This is a genomic window from Stenotrophomonas sp. B2, assembly GCF_014947095.1.
Taxonomy (GTDB): domain Bacteria; phylum Pseudomonadota; class Gammaproteobacteria; order Xanthomonadales; family Xanthomonadaceae; genus Stenotrophomonas; species Stenotrophomonas maltophilia_P.
The window spans coordinates 138565-158037 of record NZ_JADCQA010000010.1; the positions used below are offsets into that span (position 1 = coordinate 138565).

The window sequence follows — 19473 nt, forward strand, 5'->3', positions numbered from 1 at the left end:
CAGGGCGACCGGACCGCGTCGCCCTGCCGGTTACCAGCCCACGCCGAAGCCCACGCCCACGGTGCGCTCACCGCTGTTGGTGAAGGCACCATTGAGGCTGAAGGTGGCCGAGCCGCGCTCGTTGAGCACGCGCTGGTAACCCACCGCCAGCGCCGACTCGCCTTCGGCATGGCCTACACCCGCGCCGAGGCGGTTGTAGGTCTGCAGGCCGGCGGTGTTCATCGCCATCGCCGCCTGCGCACTGCCCATTGCCGCCATGCGGTTCAGGCGCTTGTCCATCCGGTCCAGCCGGCGGTCCACGCTGGCCATCGCCTGGTCGGTGTAGGCCTGCGCCTGGTTCACCGCCTGATCCACGGCACGCGAGTCCACCTGCGGCAACGGATCGTCGGCTTCCGGCTTCGGCTTCGGCGTGTCGGTGGAGGCCACCGACGGCGCGTCCTTGACCGGCGGTGCCGGGGTCTGGCTGTCCGCCGGCGACTCGCCAGCGACGTCGTCCACCGCTGCCTGGCGGCTGGCCGTCGCCGACCCGTCGATCTGCGACTGCAGTCCGTCGATGCGGCCGTTGAGCTGCTGCTGCACGGCGTGCAGCTGACCGCCATTGACCGCATCGCGGCTGCCCGGCGCGATCATGCCGTTGGCCACGTTGCCCAGCACCCTGCCGTGCTCCCCGGCCAGCCGCAGCTGGCCGGTACCGTCACTGCGGATGCCGCCATCGTCGAACAGGCGCTCGAAACGCGCATCGATGCTGGCCAGATCCCGGCGCGTGTCGACCACCGCACCGTCGAGCGACTTCAGCGCATCGCCGACCGTGGCCTGCCGCTGGCCCTGCACGTGGAACTCCGGCGCGATGATGTTGCCGTCGGCATCCATGCGCATATCGCCGCCGAAAGCCGCGAAGGCGCTGCGGAGCTGGGAGACGGTGGTGAGGTCGCTGGCATCGCGGCCGTTGGCAGCGTTGGTTACGCGACGCTTGAGAGTCGCATGCCCCAATGAAACTTCATTGGCTCCTCGCGCTTCAGACCATGAGCCAAGTGCAACACTCTGAGTGGCGCCAGAGTGAACTACAGCGGAAGAACCAAGTGCGACACCATTGAGCACTTGCACTTGTGAGCGTGCACCCAGCGCAAAGCCATTCTCCGCACCCTCATGAACCAATGCCGCGCGACCCAGAGAAACTGAATTTTTGCCCCGGGCTTGAGCAAAACTGCCGATTGCAGTGGCTCCCTCAGCCATAGCCAATGTGTCACTTCCCATTGCCGTTGCCAGAAGCCCTGCTTGAGCTGGCTTGCTCAGCTCGTCATAGCCTACGATGGCATACAGGTGCTTCTCCTCCAGGCCAGCGATCCGCTGGTTGCTGGCATGAAGCTGACCACCCGTGACCACCTCCCGGCTACCCGCATGGCTGATATCGCCTTCGCCAACGTTGATGAGGCGCGCGCCACCGAAATCGACGGCGGAACGGTCGGCGCCGAAGCGCACGGCACTGGCATCCGCCATCGCCCGCGCCTGATCCAGCGTATCGAGGCGCGCGCCCATCGCATCCAGTCCGCCACGATTGCTGTCCACGCCTGCATCCAGCGCCGCCAGTGCATCGCCTACCGTGCCGTGTATGGAGCCCTGCACACCGTAGGAGGGAGCAATCACGCTGCCATCCGCGGCAAAGCCCGCGCCGCCACCGAGAGCGTTTACCACGCCGGAGAGCTGGTCGACGGTGGTGAGGTCATGACCGTCAATTCCCTTCCCTGCGTTGGTCACGCGCCTTTTCAGCGTGTCATTGCCAATCGAGACTTGATTCGATCCGTTCGCAATAGACCCATATCCCAATGCCACGCCATTCTGAGATCCGCGGAGAACCTGAGCGCCCCCACCAAGAGAAACACCTCGATGTTCGTAGACTTGCGAAGTCGCACCTAGAGCGAAGCCATCATCAGCATTAACGTCCACATGTGCAGCTCTTCCGAGCGCAACCGAGTTCTTCGAACGGGCGGCGGCAAAGCTTCCGATGGCGGTTGCTCCCTCAGCCAGACCCTTTGCATCACTGCCCACAGCAACAGCCAAAAGTCCAACTTCAGCTGGAATACTCAAGCTATCGTACCCAACAGCCACATAGGCTTGCGCCTCCTCCAGCACCGACACCCGCTCATTGGTCACGAACAGCTGCCCGCCCGTGACCGCCTCGCGGCTGCCTGCACCGATCTCGCCCTCAGCCAGGGCGACCAGACGCGCATCCTTCAGGTCCACCGTGCCATCCTCGCCGAACTGCACGACGCTGCCCAGGTCAGGCGTGTAGTTGTCGAAGTCCACGCGCAACGCGTCCAGGTCTTTCCGGGCGGATGCGATCTGTGCGCCCTGCTCGGCTACGTTCGTATTGGTGGCGAACAGCTGCGCGCCATTGACCGCCTCGCGGCTGTCGGCACTGAGTTGTCCGTCGCCCACGGCGAGCAGGCGGCCCCCCTCAAGGTCGACATTGCCGCCTGCGTCGAAGCGCACCACATCGGACAGGTCCGGATCGAAGCCCTCGAAGTCCTCGCGCAGGCGGTCGATGTCCGTACGGTTGCGGGCGATCTGCGCGTTGCTGTCGAACAGCTGGCGGCCGCTGACTGCATCGTCGCTGGTGGCCGACAGTTGACCGGCGGCAACGCCGTGCACGCGACGCGCCTGGTTGCCCTGGTTGCGCACATCCAGCACGCCGCCGCTGTTGGCGGCTCCCAGTCGTACGTCGCCGGTGGACGAGGTCTGGCTGAGCAGGCCACCGAGCACGTTGGCCTTGCCCTGTGCATCGTTGGCGGTGGACTGGGCGGCGTTGGCCACGCTGTGCGCCGTATTGGCCAGGGTGGTGGCCGTGGTCACGTTCTCGTTGGTGGTGTTGAGCTGGCGACCACTCACCGCGTCGGTACTGGCTGCACTCAGCACACCATCGGCGACGCCACTGATACGACGGCTGGCGTTGCCCTGGTTACGGACATCGAGGACGGTGCCACTGTTCTGCGCGCCCAGCCGCAGATCGCCGCCGGCTGCCGCCTGGCCGACCAGGCCACTGAGCGTGGCGGCGGTGGCGGTGACCTGCGTGACGTTCTGGTTGGTGGCATGCAGCTGCCGGCCACTGACCGCATCGGCACTGGTGCTGCTGAGTGCCGCGTCGGCCACGCCGGTGACGCGACGGTTGGCGCTGGACTGGTTGCGCATGTCCACCGCGCCACCGGTATTGCTGGCACCGACGCGAACGTCGCTGTTGCCGGCACTCTGGCTGAGCAGGCCCCCCAGCGCGTTGGCCTTGGTCTGCGCATCGTTGGCGATGCTGTGCGCGGTGTTGGCCAGCGCATTCACCGTGGCGAGGTTCTGGTTGGTGGCATGCAGCTGCCTGCCGGTCACCGCCTCGGCGCTGGTGGTGCTCAGCGTTCCGTCAGCCACATTGACGATGTTCCGCTTCACCGTGGCACTGCCCACCGAGACCTGGTTGGCGCCGGTCGCCACCGAGCCCGCGCCCAGGGCGACGCTGTTGCCCGCCTGCGCATTGACCTTGGCGTTGGTGCCCAGTGCGATGGCGCCGCTGGAGGTGGCATCCACGGCGGCACGATTGCCCAGCGCCACCGAGGAGTCAGCCGCGGCGCCCGCCAGGGTGCCCGCGCTCACCGCGTTGGCGCCGCCCGCGCTGGCCTGGTAACCGAAGGCATTGCTGTGGGAGCCCTCCGCTTTCGCCGAATGGCCCACCGCCACGGCATTGCTGCCGGCCGACGCGCCTTGGCCGACGGCGGTGGTGGTGCTGGCCAGGGCCGTCAGCGCGCGTGTGGCATCGGCCTGGGCCGCAGTAGCTGCCTGGGTGACTGCGGTGACATTCTGGTTGGTGGCATGCAGCTGCTTGCCTGTCACGGCTTCGGCACTGCTGGTGCTCAGCGTGCCATCGGCCACATTGACGATGCGGCGCTTGAGCGTGGCATTACCGACTGAGACCTGGTTGCTGCCGGAGGTGGTGGAGGAACTGCCCAACGCCACCGAACCGGTGTGGTTGGCCAGCGCGCGGTCGCCAAAGGCGGCACTGCTCTCGGCCGTCGCTTCGGACAGATTGCCGACGGATGTAGCGAAGCGGGCGCTGGCCACACTGCCGCGGCCCAGCGCCGTGGCCTGGTTGGCGGTGGCCGCCGCCTGATAGCCCAGTGCGGTGGCATGGATCACGTCGGCCTTGGCGTCGTTGCCGATGGCCACGGCACGGTCGCCGGTGGCCGAGGCACGCAGGCCCGATGCCACGCCGCCATTGCCGCTGCGCGAGCCGGTGCCGAGCGCCACGCCGCCGTTGGACGCGGCAACGCGCTCACCGGCCGCATTGACGCCGCTGCGGGCATTGTTGCCCAGTGCAAGACCGTCATTGTTGTAGGCCAATGCCGCATTGCCGATGGCCACGCCGTTGTCGCCCCCCTCGGTCCGCGCGCGGTTACCCAATGCCACTGCACTGCTGCCGTCCGCAGATGCCAGGGTGCCCATCGCCACGGCGTTGCTGCCGGCGCTGGACGCCTGGAAACCCAGGGCGTTGCTGTAGCCACCGGACGCATCGGCGGCATTGCCGATGGCGGTGCTGTTGGTGCCCGTTGCAGTGGCACCGGTCCCGATCGCGATGCGGCTGCCATCCAGCCTGGCCAAGGCCTGCCCGGCTTTCGTCGCAGCCTGGTCTGCGGCCGTCTTCGCCGCGTTCGCCGTGCCCGTCGCGCTGGCGATGCTCTGGTTGGTGGCGTGCAGCTGCTTGCCGGTCACTGCTTCGCTGCTGGTGGTGCTCAGGGTGCCATCGGCCACATTGACGATGCGGCGCTTCAGGGTGTCATTGCCCACCGAGACCTGGTTGCTGGCACTGGTGACCGAGCCGGCGCCCAGGGCCACTGCATTGCTCTGCCCGGCATTGGCGTTGGCACCCAGCGCCACGGCCTTGCCGTGGCCGTCGGTCACGGCGTTCTGGCCGATGGCGATGCCCGCATCGTAGCCGCCGGAGCGCGCACCGCTGCCGATCACGATGGCGTGGTGTGCGTTGCCGTTGGCAAGTCTGCTGCCGTCACCGATGACGATGGAACCCTGCGCCTGTGCCTGCGCATTGTTGCCCAGCGCTACCGATCTGGATCCCGACGCCTGTGCCCTCGGCCCCATCGCCGTGGCATCGCTACCCTCGGCCCGGGCATTGCGCCCGACCGCGACCGCACTGTTACCAGGCGCGCCGACGTAGCTGCTATGCCCGATCGCGACGGCCCCGACTCCCAGCGCCGTGGCGCCTTTGCCGATCGCAGTCCCCCCTTCGCCGGACCCCGTGTTCGCATTGATGCCGATGGCCACGCCGCCGGCAAGTCCCTTGGCATTGTTGCCGATACCGATGCCGTCGAACGCCGTGACCGAACCCACGCCGATGGCCACGCCCTTGGTGCTGTTGACCGTGGAACCCCCACCGATCAGCACGTTCTGGTAGCTGGTAGTGCCGACACTGCGCGACGTGGCAGGCGAGCCGATGAACGCGCTCATCAACGCGTCCCACTCTGCCGGTGCTGCGTCAGCCTCCGCCGCAATGGCGTCGGGCACGATCAACGGATCCGATGCAACCTCGGTCGCGAACGCGGGAGCGGCCAGCATCACGCACAGGGCGGCGGCAAGCGGGCGTGCCGCCGAAGCCGGCTTGCCGCGCGAACGGGTGTGCTCGCTGGCCACGGCCCAGCAGCGCAGGCGGGTATTCCAGATCAAACGGTAGATGCGATTCATCGATGTCTCGGTGGTTGGGAAACGGGAACCTGGGGGCGCAAGGCCAGTCATGGGCGGTCAGGGCTGCAGCGTCTGCCGGTGCTCGCGGAAGCCGGCATGGCTGAGCCGGTAGTCGATCTCCACGCGCCCACCGGCGCGGGGCACGAACGGCAGCGTCATCGCCGCGCCGGGGTAAAGGCTGCGTTTGATTTCGTGCGTGGTGCAGCGGCCGTCTGCGGCGCAGTCCTGCACCTGGTTGACGCCGAGCCGCAGCGTGCCGCGGTTCAACAGGCGATCACCGTCCAGGGCCATCTCGACGCGCCCCTCGGCGGGCAGCACATTGACCAGCACGCCCCAGACCAGGCTGACGCCGAGGGTGGCGCTGGCGCCCTGCACCGGTACCTCCGGCGTGCTGTCATCGGGACCGCGTACGCCTTCGAAGTAGACGCGGAACGCGGTTTCCTGCTCGACCGGCTGCAGCGGAATGATCCGTATCAGGCGCGTGCCGCCCCCTGCCAGACCGAAGCGTCCTGGCGTGACCGCCATGACGGCGGCGGTGCCGACGGCCTCATCGACTTCTTCCTCGTGGTCACTGGCCGGGTGCAGGATGCGTTTCACCGTGGCCTGCACGTACTGCGGCTGCGGTGATTGCGAATGCACGCGCACGGTCGTGGTCTTGCCGGCTTCGGCATGCACGCGCATCGGATGGACGTTGAGATTGGCCAGCACCGGTGCCGCTGGCAGAAGGGCCAGCAGCAGCGCGCCGGCCAGGGGAATCTTGCTCATGGGATCGGGTTCCAGGGGAAGGTCAGAGGCGGTCGGTCGGCAGGCGCATTTCGAGCTTGAGGCGGCCGTCGTAGTAGCCCTCGCGTTTCTCGGACGCCGGCACACGGGGGGTTTCCAGGGTCAGCGGCGTGGGCACGCAGTACACCCACTGGTTCATGTCGGGCAGCATCACCAACCGCAGCTCGGCGGTGTCGATACCGCGCAGCAGCACCTCTTCGTTGTTGCGCAGGGCGATCTTCTGGCCGCTGTGGTCCAGGGTGAGCTGGTAGTCGAGGCGGTCCTGCGCCTCGCGCCCACCGTCGCGGTGCCAGACCGAGTACTGCGATGCCGGACGGCCGGGCGCGGAGGGGCCCATGTCACGCGCGGTGATGGCCAGATACTCGCTCTGCGAGCCCATGCCGTCGTACAGGCACATGTCCAGCACGGCGGTGCCACCGATCGTGCCGGGTGAGGGAATCGGCCGGTAGTCCAGCTGCAGGCCCACCAGCGGCTCGGCCATGCCGAACTCGGGCAGGTAGATCATGGTGCGGTCGCGATCGGTGATGGTCAGATCGAACCGGAAGACTTGCGCGTACGAAGCGCCAGTTGAACCGACGCGCAGATGGAGTATGAGCAGAGCCTCCCACCGCCCGGCGACCAATCGGGAGAGCTGATCCCCAGATATGAAGAGATGCACTCCCGTGCCCGAGGGATGCTGGTTACCACATACGTCATAGTGGCTCGACCAGAGGCTCTTGGGTCGTCGCATCCAGAAGTCGGCATCACACGTTCTGTCGGGTAAAGCCCGATCCAGATTGCCCGTTACCTCAAGATCAAACTTCATTCCGCTTCTTGTCTCGGAAAATCGAAGCGGAATTCGAGACAGAAGCGTCCCCGTATCCAACGTATCCTCAGTCGGGCACTTCCCTGCCTCGCTATCGGTATCTGAATTGCAGACAAGATGGATTCTTCCGTAATCATCTTCTGCGTCTTGCGAATATCCCAGGACGGTCTCTTTTCGCCATAGCTCAAGTTCGGCAGGAGCATTCGATCGATCGAACTGCATGACGATCGATGCTTCGTGCGGGCCTGGGTGAGTAATCTCCAACCTCTGAGCCATAGCATCCGAGATCGCGACCAGACCCGTCAGAAGCGTACCGAACGCCATCATCCTCATCGCGCACCTCCACTCATCACGTTGCGTTCGTTGCGCCCCGCGACCGGGGCCAGTTCGTTCAACAGGCGCTGTACCCGCGCCTGGTGGCGGATCGGTGCCGGCAACTGCTCCAGCGCCAGCGGTTCGCACTGCACCTGGCCGACCAGCAGCACCACGCTGCGGCGCTCACGCACGGTGAGCGGGCACTGCAGCAGGTCGCCTGCACGCAGCAGGTAGAGCACCGGCTCGCGCTGCGGGAACTCGGCGATGAAGCCGCCGTCGCGGCCCAGCGAGGGCACCGGCGCATTGAGGATGCGGGCGCCTTCCAGCGGGGTACCGGCGATGTCGCGTGCGTTGCCGATGAAGGTGTAGGTCACGTCCAGCGTGACCGGCAGCGCGATCACCTTTCCCGGTAGCAGGAAGGCGTGCTGCGCCGCGCCCAGGCGGGCGACACGCACTGCGGCGTCGCTGTCGTGCGCACTGGCGTCCTGCACGTCCACGCGGTGACGCTGGTAGCCGCCCAGCGGCAGCAGCCGGCGCTCGCCGAAGCCGAGGATGCGGCGCCGGTTGCTGCCGGCGCGGATGTCGGCAGCCGCGCCACTCAGCTCCAGATCGCGCGCATCGTCCACGCTGACCACTACCCCGGCATCGGCGCCATGGGCGCCGCCCCAGTGCAGCCCGCGTGCGGACAGCGACAGCCCCGACGTGTGGTTGCCGCTGTAGGCCAGTTCACCCCCACCGTGGTGCTGGTAGTACGACACCGATGCACCGCTCTGCCCGAAGCGGTTGTCGATACGGGCGCTGGCCAGCGCGCTGTAGCGGTCGTCGTTGTACGCGCTCAGCTCGGCGCCCAGATCGCGCGCGTCGCCGTCGCGCTCCTGCCGCAGCGAATGCGACAGGCCCAGGCGGGCATCCGGGCGGCTGTGCTGAGGCTGGCGCATGTCCAGCGCCATGCGCTGCTGCACGCTGCCGTCGTCGATCCGCTGCAGCCGCGAGACTGCAATGTTCAGGTAGAGGCCGCGATCACGGGCAGGCCCGCGCCCGCTGCCGGTGTCGGTGTCCTGCTGCCACACCCCCAGCCGGCTGCCGATGCTCAGTCCACGCCACTGCCGGGTACGGCTGTAACTGGCCTGCAGGCTGCGCGAGGTCTGCGCAGGACGCAGCGCCGGCACATGAGGCGGCAACAGGCCCGGCGGCAGGCCCGTCCAGGCATCGTCGTCTTCGCCGGGCAGGCTCCACTCCGGGGTGAAGCTGCGCCGGCGCGTGTATCCCAGGTACAGGCTGCCGCCGAACAGGGGCGCCGATACCGAGGCACTGAGCGCATCGACACAACCGAAACGGTCATGCAGCACCGGCGTGCTGCTCTGGCACGCACCGCCACGCAGGCGTTGCCGATAGACATTCCAGGACGCGTAGTGGCGATAGCTCAGCTGCTGCTGCAGGCCGTGGCTGCCGTCGCCTCCGTTCAGCACGCCGACCATCGCCTGCAGGTCATGCCGCCCGAACTGCTGGCGTCCCTCCAGGCGCAGTTCGCCGTAACCGGTATCGGCGACGCGGGCGATCCCCGCTGTCATGCCGTAGTTGCGCGCGAGGGGGATGCGCAACCCTGCCTGTACCGCCGTGTCGGACGCATCGCCGATGTCACTTGCACGTGTCGCATGCGCACGGCGCCGCCCGCCCTGCACGAACCACTGCAGGCTGCGCTCGGACCAGTCGCCGCCACGGCTGAAGGGCGCCTCCTCGCTGCGCACGAAGCGGCCATCCTCATAGATGCGCAGGGTGACGGTGTAGCTGCCGAGCGGAAACCGGCGCGTATCGAGATCGTTGACACCGGCCTGCAGGTAGAAGGTCTGCAGCAGGCGATCACCGTCGAAGGCATCCACGCGTGCATCACGGCCGAGCAGCACGGTCAACGGGGTGGAGGTGACGTTCGCGTCGGTATCGACGTAGGCCTGCGTGGTACCCACGCGCAGCCCCTCGAAGCGATCCAGCGGCAGCATGCCGAACCCGAAGGTGCCGCCCTGCTGGCTGGACAGATTGCGCCGGTCCATGCGGCCCAGCTGCACGTAGTGGCGCTGGGCAAGATCGTGGCGATAGTAGAGATCGTCCAGCTGGAAGCGGTCATGCGCGCGATAACCCTGCCGCGCCTGGCGGCTGTAGTTCCAGCTGCTGGCGACATGGCCATCGCGCAGCACGCCAAGCACCGTGCTGCCCTGCACGCTCAACGCCTGATAGCCATCGCCCCCGCTGAAATTCACGGTCTGCTGCTGCAGCAGCGCGTTCTGTGCCTGCTCGGACACCTGGTGGAACGGCGAGCGCTGCGCGCTCTGCTGTGGCAGCCACCGGCGTGCCGGAAACAACATCAACACCCCGTCGCTTTCATCGAAGATGGCGTGCACCTGCGCAGGATCGTCCGGACTGTCGATCCAGCCGCAGCCGGGATCCGGTTGGCCGTAGGGACAGGCCAGATGACTGTTGCGCGGCAGCGGTGCAGCCAGTGCCGCCTGCAGCGCGTCGCGCGCATCGGCGCTGAGACCCAGGGCTTCCAGTACCTGCGCGGGCTGGTCCAGCTGCACCGTATCCAGCGTGACCCAGGCGGACCACAGGCCGGCCCACTGCCCGAACAGGCGTACCTCGACACGCTCGGTCTGGCCGCTGGCGAGGTCTTCGAAACCGGCCGGCACCGGCCGTGCGTGGACAGCCGGCAGGGCCGGAATGGCCAACGTCAGGGCGAGCGCGACCGCCAGCCGGCTGTGGGCAGGTGCAGGTATCAACATGGGGAGACAACCGATGGCCGGCCGGCCCGCGCACGGGCCGGCGCGGTGGGGGATTACGGCGCGGCGGTGTTCTGCGACACGACCAGCGCAACGGTGCCGCTGTACAGGCCCGCGAAGTTGATCTCGCCGGACACGGTCTGCTGCACGCGCAGCGGCATGGCGATCGACGCACCCGGAATCGCGCTGTCGAACAGGTCGTCTGCAGCGAAGTCGATCGGGGTGGTCTCCAGGGCGCGGCCGTTGAGGCTGACCGTCAGCGGCACGTTGATGGCACCCGGTGCGGCCAGGTCGGGACGCAGCACGGCGTCGGCCGCCAGGCGTACGCTGACGTCCTTCTCGGTGTCATTGGTGAAGATGCGCACATCTTCGGTCCACGACGACAGGCCGGCACCGCCGGCGCGGTAGACCAGCTGCACCGCGTCCGGCAGCGCGGTGCCGTCGGCCTTGAGCAGGGACAGGGTCGGATCGACGTTCGCCCACACGGTGATGTTGGTTTCCACGGCGGCCTGCGCGGTCAGCGAAGCGCCGGCGAGCGCCACGGCCAGGGCGGCCTTCTTGAACATGTGCGACATGGTTTCTCTCTCTGATGGATTGGGTTGCCTCCTGGATGGAAGCACTGCCGGCACGGACCTGCCCTGCCAGCAGCGCGGTCAAGGTATTGATCGGCTCCTGCGGTGTACATGCAACGTTTCTTGATTGCCGATTACGCGTACTTCTGCGACATCACACACGCATCGCGCGTGCCGTGACCAGCAGAATGCGACGCTTTCGGCATCGCACCGGCAAGGGGCAACGTTGGCCTGGGCAAAAAAAACGCCCCCTTGCGGGGGCGTTCTTCCACGTTGCGATTACGGGGCGATCAGCCCTGGTAGTCGCGCACGTCGCTGCCGGTGTAGACCTGGCGCGGACGGCCGATCTTCATTTCCGGATCGACCTGCTGTTCCAGCCAATGCGACACCCAGCCGGAGGTACGGCCCAGGGCGAACATGACGGTGAACATCTCGGTCGGAATCTGCAGCGCCTTGTAGATGATGCCGCTGTAGAAATCGACGTTCGGGTACAGCTTGCGGGCGACGAAGTAGTCGTCCTGCAGCGCGGCCTGCTCCAGCTTCACGGCCACGTCCAGCAGCGGGTCCTGCACGCCCAGCTGCTTGAGCACCTTGCTGGTCATCTCGCCGATGACCTTGGCGCGCGGATCGAAGTTCTTGTAGACGCGGTGGCCGAAGCCCATCAGGCGGAAGCCGGAGGTCTTGTCCTTGGCCTTGAGCACGGCCGATTCCACGTTGTCGGCCGAACCGATTTCTTCCAGCATCTTCAGCACGGCTTCGTTGGCACCGCCATGGGCCGGACCCCACAGCGCGGTGACGCCCGCGGCAACCGACGCATACGGATTGGCACCGGTCGAGCCGACCAGGCGCACCGTCGAGGTGGACGCGTTCTGCTCGTGGTCGGCGTGCAGGATGAACAGCAGGTCCAGCGCCTTGACCACGTCCGGATTCAGTTCGTACTGGCCGTCGGCCGACTCGAAGGTCTGCTTCAGGAAGCGGCTGACGTAATCCAGCGAGGTGTCGGGCGTGTTGGCCGGCAGGCCCTTGCCGTGACGGTAGATCAGCGCGGAGAGGGTCGGCACCTTGGCGATCAGGCGCACAGCGGCCTGACGGCGCTGTTCGGCGTCGGACAGGTCCAGCGCGTCGTGGTAGACGGCCGACAGCTGCGCGATCGCGGCAGCCAGGATGGCCATCGGATGGGCATCCTTGGCGAAGCTGCCGATCAGGGTGTTGATCGAATCGGGGACGTTGGCCTCGGCAGCCAGCTCATCGGTGAAGGCCTTCAGCTGCTCGGCGCTCGGACGCTCGCCGTTGATCAGCAGGTAGGCCACTTCGACGTAGCTCGACTTTTCCGACAGCTGTTCGATCGGGTAGCCGCGGTACAGCAGCACGCCCTTGTCGCCGTCGATGTAGGTGATGGCGGACTTGCAGCTGGCCGTCGCGGTGAAGCCGGAATCGTAGGTGAAGTACCCCGTTTCCTTGGTCAGCTTCGCGATGTCGACGCAGTCGTTGCCAAGGGTGGGTTTGATGACGGGCAGAACGACCGACGTGTCGCCGGCGTTGAGCGTGACCTGATCAAGATCGGACACTGTGTGCGCTCCTTCATGGGAAGGCGCCTGCCCAAGCGCATTGGTCAGGCACGTGAATGACGTCCACGACCTGTGTCGTGGATCACGCCATTATCGCACAGCAGCATTTGCCCGGTGCTAGACGGAAGTCGTAGACGGCAGGCGGCCGGAACCCGGCCAGCGAGTGGCCCGGATCGGCAAAAGCGTTGTCACGCGAACGCAGTGTTCTGTCCATCCAAACGCCTGTTGGGCAGGCGCCGGGGAAAAACAAACGGCCGCGCAGAGCGCGGCCGTCGGTTCGGAGCGGGATCGACAGATCAGCGCGCGTAGCGCTTCTGGAACTTGTCGATGCGGCCCGAGGTGTCGATGACCTTGTGCTTGCCCGTGTAGAACGGATGCGAAGCCGAGGAAATTTCAACCTTGACCAGCGGGTATTCGTTGCCGTCTTCCCACTGGATGGTTTCCTTCGTCGCCATGGTGGAGCGGGTCAGGATCTTGAAATCGGAGGTGACGTCATGGAAGACGACGTCGCGGTAGTTCGGATGGATATCGGCCTTCATGGGCTCACACCGTAAATGGGCTGGTGGTCAAGAGCGGCATTATAAGCACCGGCCGCCCCTTGGGGCAACCGGTTGCGTGGATCCGCGCTCAGTCCGCGCCAAGTGCCTGCCGCACAAGGCTTTCGAAGCGGGCCTGGTCGTAGGCCATCAGAAGGTCGCAGTTGTCCGGCTGGCCGGTCTGGCGGTTCCAGTCGACGAGGGTCGCGCCGCGACTGAACGTGCCGTTCAGTTCCACGTTCAGCGGCCGCGATTCCACCCGCAGCTGGCCTTCCGGGTTCAGCGCCCAGGCCATGGCCAGGGCATCGGCGGTGTACCAGCGTCCGCCCTTGCTGTCTTCGGACAGGCCACGGGTCTTGCGCGAGATCAGCTCATAGAAGCGGGCGCGCTCCGAATCGGCCTGCAGCCACGTCTCGGCCTCCTGCAGCGGCAGGCCGTGGGCGACGGTGGCTTCCCAGTCCGACACCAGCAGGTGCTTGAATGCGGTGAACACCACGTGCGCCGCTTCCGGATCGAAGGCGATGTTGAACTCCGCCGCCGGCGTGATGTTGCCGTGGCAGGTGACCGCGCCGCCCATCACCACGATGCGCTTGATGCGCTGAGGCAGGGTCGGGTCCAGCTTCAGCGCCAGCGCCAGGTTGGTCAGCGGGCCGAGCATCACCAGCATCAGTTCGCCGGCATGCTTGTGCGACAGGCGCAGGATCGCCAGCGCGGCATGCTCGGCTTCGGCCTGTCGGCCCGGCGGTGGCAGATCGACATCGCCGTAGCCATCACGGCCGTGCACATGCGCGGCATCGACGGAGGGATGCAGCAGCGGATCGGGGCTGCCGGCAAACACCGGCACGTCGGGACGGCCGACGATGTCGCAGAGCTTGAGGGCGTTACGGACGGTGTACTGCAGGCCGACATTGCCGGCGGCGATGGTCAGGGCGACCACGTCATGCCGTTCATCGGCAAAGGCCATCAGCAGGGCCAGGGCGTCGTCCACACCGGGATCGGTGTCGATCAACAGGGGGATCTTGTGGGTCATCGTTGCCGTCTTCAGATCGGCAACGAAGTGTGGACCGGGATGATGACCGTTGCAAGACCGGGGGAGCTCGGCAGGGCTGCGCCCTGCACCCGCAGGATCAACAGCAAACGCCAGAGCAACGGCAAAAGCTGGTTTCCTGGGGGATGGCGGGGTGGGTCCGGTTGCGGGGGACGCCGTGAATCCATCTCTGGAGGCTCGGTCGCGCCATCCATGGCGCTCACGCCCCCGCAACCGGACCCACCCCGCCTTCGACAGTTTCCCGCGGTCTGTCGGAACGGCGTTCTGCTCTGCCAGGTGTCGACCGTGGTCGACACATCCACGCAATGCGTGGATGAACATGGAAATGATCGAAAGCGCTGTCTGTAGAGTCGAGCCATGCTCGACTCCCGCGCGCAGCGCACAGAGGCCGCTTACGCCGAGGCGTAGCGCACGGCCGTGCCGATCCAGCGGTTGACCACGCGGTCGGCCAGTGCGGGCTGCTGGGACAGCAAGCGCTCGGCCAGGTCATGCACGCCGGGCAGCAGGCCGGCGTCGCGTGCCAGATCGGCGATGCGGAAGCCGGCCAGGCCTGTCTGCCGCGTGCCAAGCAGTTCGCCCGGCCCGCGCAGCTCCAGATCCTTCTCGGCGATGACGAAGCCATCGTTGGTTTCGCGCATGGTCTGCAGGCGCTCGCGCGCCATCTGCGAAAGCGGTGCCTGGTACAGCAGCACGCAGCGCGACACCGCCGAACCGCGGCCGACGCGACCGCGCAGCTGGTGCAGCTGGGCCAGGCCCAGACGCTCGGCGTTCTCGATCACCATCAGCGAGGCATTGGGCACGTCCACACCCACTTCGATCACCGTGGTCGCCACCAGCAGGTCGATGTCACCGGCCTTGAACGCGACCATGGTCGCCTGTTTCTCGGCGGCCTTCATCCGCCCGTGCACCAGCCCCACGCGCACGCCCGGCAGCAGCGCCTGCAGCGATTCGAAGGTGGCCTGTGCGGGCGTGGCATCCAGCTCTTCGCTTTCCTCGATCAGCGTGCACACCCAGTACACCTGCCGTCCTTCCGCGCAGGCCAGGGCGATACGTTCGATCAGCTCCGGCCGGCGGTCGTTGTTCAGGGCCACGGTCTGCACCGGCGTACGGCCCGGTGGCAGTTCGTCGATGGCCGATACGTCCAGGTCCGCGTACTCGGACATCGCCAGCGTGCGCGGAATCGGCGTGGCAGTCATCACCAGCTGGTGTGGCACGCTGTTGCCACCGGCGCCCTTGTCGCGCAGCGCCAGGCGCTGGTGCACGCCGAAGCGGTGCTGTTCGTCGACGATGGCCAGGGCGAGGTCCTGGAACACCACCGCCTCCTGCATCAGCGCGTGGGTACCGACCACCACCTGCGCTTCGCCATTGGCGACCTGTTCCATCACCTTCGCGCGCGCCTTGCCGGTGACCTTGCCGGCCAGCCAGGCGATACGTACACCCAGCGGCTCCAGCCAACCGCGCAGATTGTTGAGATGCTGTTCGGCCAGCAGTTCGGTGGGCGCAGCCAGCGCGACCTGCTTGCCCTGCTCTACCGCCAGCATGGCGGCCAGCGCGGCCACCACGGTCTTGCCGGAACCCACGTCGCCCTGCACCAGCCGCAGCATGGGACGAGGTCGCGCGAGGTCTTCGCGGATCTGCTTGAATACGCGCGCCTGCGCGCCGGTGAGGGCGAACGGCAGCTGCTTCAGCAGCGCCTTGGCCAGCGCACCGGGGCCGGCCAGCGGCGGCGCATGATGCGCCTGCAGCGCGATGCGCTGGCGACGCAGGCTGAGGTGGTGCGCCAGCAGTTCTTCCATCGCCAGCCGGCGCTGCGCCGGATGGGTGCCGGCGGCCAGCGCGGCCAGGTCGGCATCCGGTGGCGGCCGGTGCACCGTCAGCAGCGCACCGCGCAGCGACGGCAGGCCGAGGCCATCGAGCCAGCCGACGGGCAGCAGTTCCAGCGCGGCTTCTTCGGGGAGGCGATCCAGTGCCTGGCCGATCAGCCTGCGCATCGTCATCGGGCCCACACCTTCCACCGTGGGATACACCGGATCGAGGCGGTCGCCAAGTTCAGGATCATCGTTGCGCCCCAGCACCTGGTAGCTGGGATGAACGATCTCCAGGCCAAGGTGGCCCGGCTTGGGCGTACCGAAACAGCGCAGGCGGTTGCCGACCGCGAACTGGCCGACCTGCTGCTGGCGGAAATGGAAGAAGCGCAGCACCAGGGTGCCCTGCCCCTCGTCCTCGACCGCCACCTTCAGCATCGGCCGGTAGCGCATGCCGCGCTCGACCGCGACGACGCGCACTTCGACCTGTGCGGGCACGCCGGATCGCAGGTCTTCGATGCGGGTCAGCCGGGTCCGGTCCTCATAGCGCAGCGGCAGGTGAAGCCAGAGATCCTGCAGGGTGGCCAGGCCACGCGCCTGCAGCTTGGCGGCCACGGCCGGACCCACGCCGGCGAGCATCGCCAGGGATGCTTCGCCGGACGGTGACAGGACCGGAGTGACCGCCGCCTTGCGTGCCACGGGGGCGTCAGTCGATGACCATCACCGCGTCGACCTCGAAGTTGGCGCCCTTCGGCAGGCCGGAGACTTCGATGGTGGAACGGGCCGGGAACGGAGCCTGGAAGTAGTCCTGCATGACCGCGTTGACCTTGGCGAACTCGCCCAGGTCGGTCAGGTACAGGCCAAGGCGCACGACCTGGTCCAGCGAACCGCCGGCAGCTTCGGCCACGGCCTTGAGGTTGTCGAACGCGCGGCGGGCCTGGGCTTCGACATCACCGGCACCGACGATGTCGCCGGTCGCCGGATCAAGCGGGATCTGGCCGGAGAAGTACACGGTGTTGCCGGCGCGCACGGCCTGTGAGTAAGGGCCGATGGCGGCAGGCGCCTTTTCGGTGTTGATGATCTGGCGGGACATGGTCGCTCCGGTGCATTTGGAAAACAGAGCGGCGATTGTAGCAACCCGGTAGCGCCGGGCCATGCCCGGCGACGTTTGGTTCATGCTGCGTGGCGCGCTCGCCGGGCATGGCCCGGCGCTACCGGTGCACCATCCACCCATGGTCTCCGGGCCGGGCGCATCCTCGTGCGTCGTGTGCGCGGAACGTCATCCACGCATGGCGTGGCTTTACTGGCGGCGCACCGACTGCACGACCGACAGGCGGCGCAGGCGCCGCATGACCTCGGCCAGGTGGTTGCGGTCGCGCACCTGGATGTTGAACGCCAGCACGGCAGCGTTGAAGTCGCGATCCAGATAATCCACGCGCTCGATGTTGGACTGGCTCTGCGCGATCGCGGCGGCAAGTTGGGCCAGCACGCCGGTGCCGTTCTCCACTTCCACCACCAGCGAGGTGTCGTAGTCACCGGAAACGGTGGTATCCCAGCCGATCAGCACCCAGCGCTCGGGCGACTTGCGCAGCTCGGCCAGGTTCGGGCAGTCCATGCGATGCACCACGATGCCCTTGCCGGCGGTGTGGTAGCCCATGATGTCGTCGCCGGGAATCGGCTGGCAGCAGCCCGCGAAGGTGACCACGCCGCGCTCGCTGCCATTGATCAGGATCTTCTCCTGCGAGTGGTGGCGCGAATGCGGGCCGCCACGCAGTTCCGCATAGGCCATCAGCGCCTGCGCGGCCTGGGTCGGCATCCAGTTGCCGAGCGCGACTTCGGCCAGCAGCGCCTCCAGGCGCGGGAAACGGTGTTCGGCCAGGAATGCATCCAGGCGCCCCTTCGGCAGCCGCTCCAGCGAGGAATCCATCGCCTCCAGCGCACGGTCAAGCATGCGGTGGCCCAGCTGCACGGCGTCCTCGTGCTCCAGCTGCTTGAGCTGGTGGCGGATCGCGGTGCGTGCCTTGCTGGTGACCACGAACTCCAGCCACTGCGGTTTGGGCGTGGCCGAACGCGCGGTGATGATCTCCACCGACTGCCCGGAGACCAGCTTGGTGCGCAACGGCACCAGCTTCTTGTCCACGCGCGAGGCCACCGCCATGTTGCCGACATCGGTATGCACGGCGTAAGCGAAATCGAGCGCGGTGGAATTGCGCGGCAGGGCCAGGATCTTCCCCTTCGGCGTGAACAGGTAGACCTCGTCCGGGAACAGGTCGACCTTCACGTTGTCGAGGAATTCCAGCGAGGAGCCGGCCGCGCGCTGCGAATCGATCAACTCGACGATCCACGCGTGGGCACGGCTCTGCGCGCTGTTGGGCGAATCGCCACCGAACTTGTAGGTCCAGTGTGCGGCCACGCCGCGCTCGGCAATCAGGTCCATTTCCTCGGTACGGATCTGCACCTCGATCGGCGAGCCGTACGGTCCGAACAGCACGGTGTGCAGCGACTGGTAGCCGTTGGCCTTGGGAATGGCGATGAAGTCACGGAAGCGGCCGTCCAGCGGCTTGAACGTGGCATGCACCGAGCCCAGTGCGTGATAGCAGGTGGGCACGCTGCGCACGACCAGGCGGAACCCGAACACGTCCATCACCTGGTCGAAGCTCTTGTTCTCGTCGCGCATCTTGTTGTAGATGCTCCACGGCGTCTTGATGCGGCTGACCAGGCGGTGTTCGATGCCCTCCTTCGCCAGGCGCTGCGACAGCTGCACTTCCACCTGCGCCATCGCCTCGCGGCGCACCACCGGCTGGCTGCGGATGTGCTTTTCCAGGATCGCGTGGCGCCACGGATACAACGCCTTGAAGCCCAGATTCTGCAGCTCGCTCTTGACCAGGCTCATGCCCAGCCGCTGCGCGATCGGCGCGTAGATCTCCAGCGTCTCGCGGGCGATGCGGCTCCTCGCTTCGCGGCTCTGGGCGCCCAGCGTGCGCATGTTGTGCAGGCGGTCGGCCAGCTTGATCATGATCACGCGCAGGTCGCGCGACATCGCCAGCAGCATCTTGCGGAAGCTCTCCGCGGCAGCTTCCTGGCGGTCCCGGAACTTCAGCTTGTCCAGCTTGGTCACGCCATCGACGAGTTCGGCAACCGGCTCGCCGAACTCGGCGGCCAGCGCCTCGCGGGTCAGCGGCGTGTCCTCGATGGTGTCGTGCAGGATCGCGGCGATCAGCGCTTCGACATCCAGGCCGAGCTCGGCCAGCACCTGCGCAACCGCCACAGGATGGGTGATATAGGGCTCGCCCGACTTGCGTGTCTGCCCAGCGTGCGCAGCGGCCCCGACTTCCCAGGCACGGCGCAGCAGCGGCAGCTGCTCCGGCGGCAGGTAATGGGCGGCGCGTTCAAGCTGGAGGACGTAGTCGGGTACGGCGGCAGTGGGGGCTGCGGCGACCTTGGCAGTGGGGCCTGGGTTCATGCCCGAAGCCTATTCCAGCGCGACGTTTACGGCAAATCCTGAATGCGAAACAGCCCGCACGGGGCGGGCTGTTCGGC

11 protein-coding genes are annotated in these 19473 nt (G+C 67.1%); all 11 read right to left on the reverse strand.

The genetic code is table 11. The annotated features are described in order from the left end of the window. Positions 1-30: 30 nt before the first annotated feature. The 11 genes from IMX13_RS13445 to IMX13_RS13495 all read right to left on the reverse strand — a co-directional run bounded on the left by IMX13_RS13445 (position 31) and on the right by IMX13_RS13495 (position 19396). Complete coding sequence (locus IMX13_RS13445; RefSeq protein WP_193396527.1) at positions 31-5730, reverse strand: ESPR-type extended signal peptide-containing protein; 5700 nt, start codon at positions 5728-5730, stop codon at positions 31-33. Positions 5731-5787: 57 nt separating this feature from the next. Then, on the reverse strand, positions 5788-6495 hold the full coding sequence (locus IMX13_RS13450; protein WP_180875899.1) for a pilus assembly protein: 708 nt from the start codon (positions 6493-6495) through the stop codon (positions 5788-5790). 22 nt (positions 6496-6517) lie between these two features. Further along, complete coding sequence (locus IMX13_RS13455) at positions 6518-7651, reverse strand: CfaE/CblD family pilus tip adhesin (protein ID WP_319637192.1); 1134 nt, start codon at positions 7649-7651, stop codon at positions 6518-6520. After that, positions 7648-10407: a TcfC E-set like domain-containing protein gene (locus IMX13_RS13460; protein ID WP_193396528.1), complete on the reverse strand. Its 2760-nt coding sequence runs from the start codon at positions 10405-10407 to the stop codon at positions 7648-7650. Before IMX13_RS13460 ends, IMX13_RS13455 begins: the two co-directional genes overlap by 4 nt. 53 nt (positions 10408-10460) lie before the next feature. Further along, positions 10461-10979 carry a CS1 type fimbrial major subunit gene (locus tag IMX13_RS13465; protein ID WP_053520042.1) on the reverse strand — a complete coding sequence of 173 codons (519 nt, stop codon included), beginning with the start codon at positions 10977-10979 and terminating at the stop codon, positions 10461-10463. 287 nt (positions 10980-11266) lie between these two features. Continuing rightward, positions 11267-12544, reverse strand: coding sequence for a citrate synthase (locus IMX13_RS13470; protein ID WP_053520043.1), 1278 nt, complete (start codon positions 12542-12544; stop codon positions 11267-11269). Between the two features lie 296 nt (positions 12545-12840). Further along, entirely contained in the window at positions 12841-13083 is a 243-nt protein-coding gene (locus tag IMX13_RS13475) for a type B 50S ribosomal protein L31 (protein WP_005410871.1), read from the reverse strand. Positions 13084-13171: 88 nt separating this feature from the next. Continuing rightward, complete coding sequence (locus IMX13_RS13480) at positions 13172-14110, reverse strand: nucleoside hydrolase (protein ID WP_053520044.1); 939 nt, start codon at positions 14108-14110, stop codon at positions 13172-13174. 410 nt (positions 14111-14520) lie between these two features. Next, a complete protein-coding gene (recG, locus tag IMX13_RS13485; RefSeq protein ID WP_193396529.1) occupies positions 14521-16632 on the reverse strand; it encodes an ATP-dependent DNA helicase RecG in 2112 nt (703 codons plus the stop codon). 7 nt (positions 16633-16639) lie between these two features. After that, positions 16640-17026, reverse strand: a complete 387-nt coding sequence (locus IMX13_RS13490; RefSeq protein ID WP_053519454.1) for a RidA family protein — start codon at positions 17024-17026, stop codon at positions 16640-16642. Between the two features lie 207 nt (positions 17027-17233). Further along, positions 17234-19396, reverse strand: coding sequence for a bifunctional (p)ppGpp synthetase/guanosine-3',5'-bis(diphosphate) 3'-pyrophosphohydrolase (locus IMX13_RS13495; protein WP_053519455.1), 2163 nt, complete (start codon positions 19394-19396; stop codon positions 17234-17236). Positions 19397-19473 lie beyond the last annotated feature (77 nt).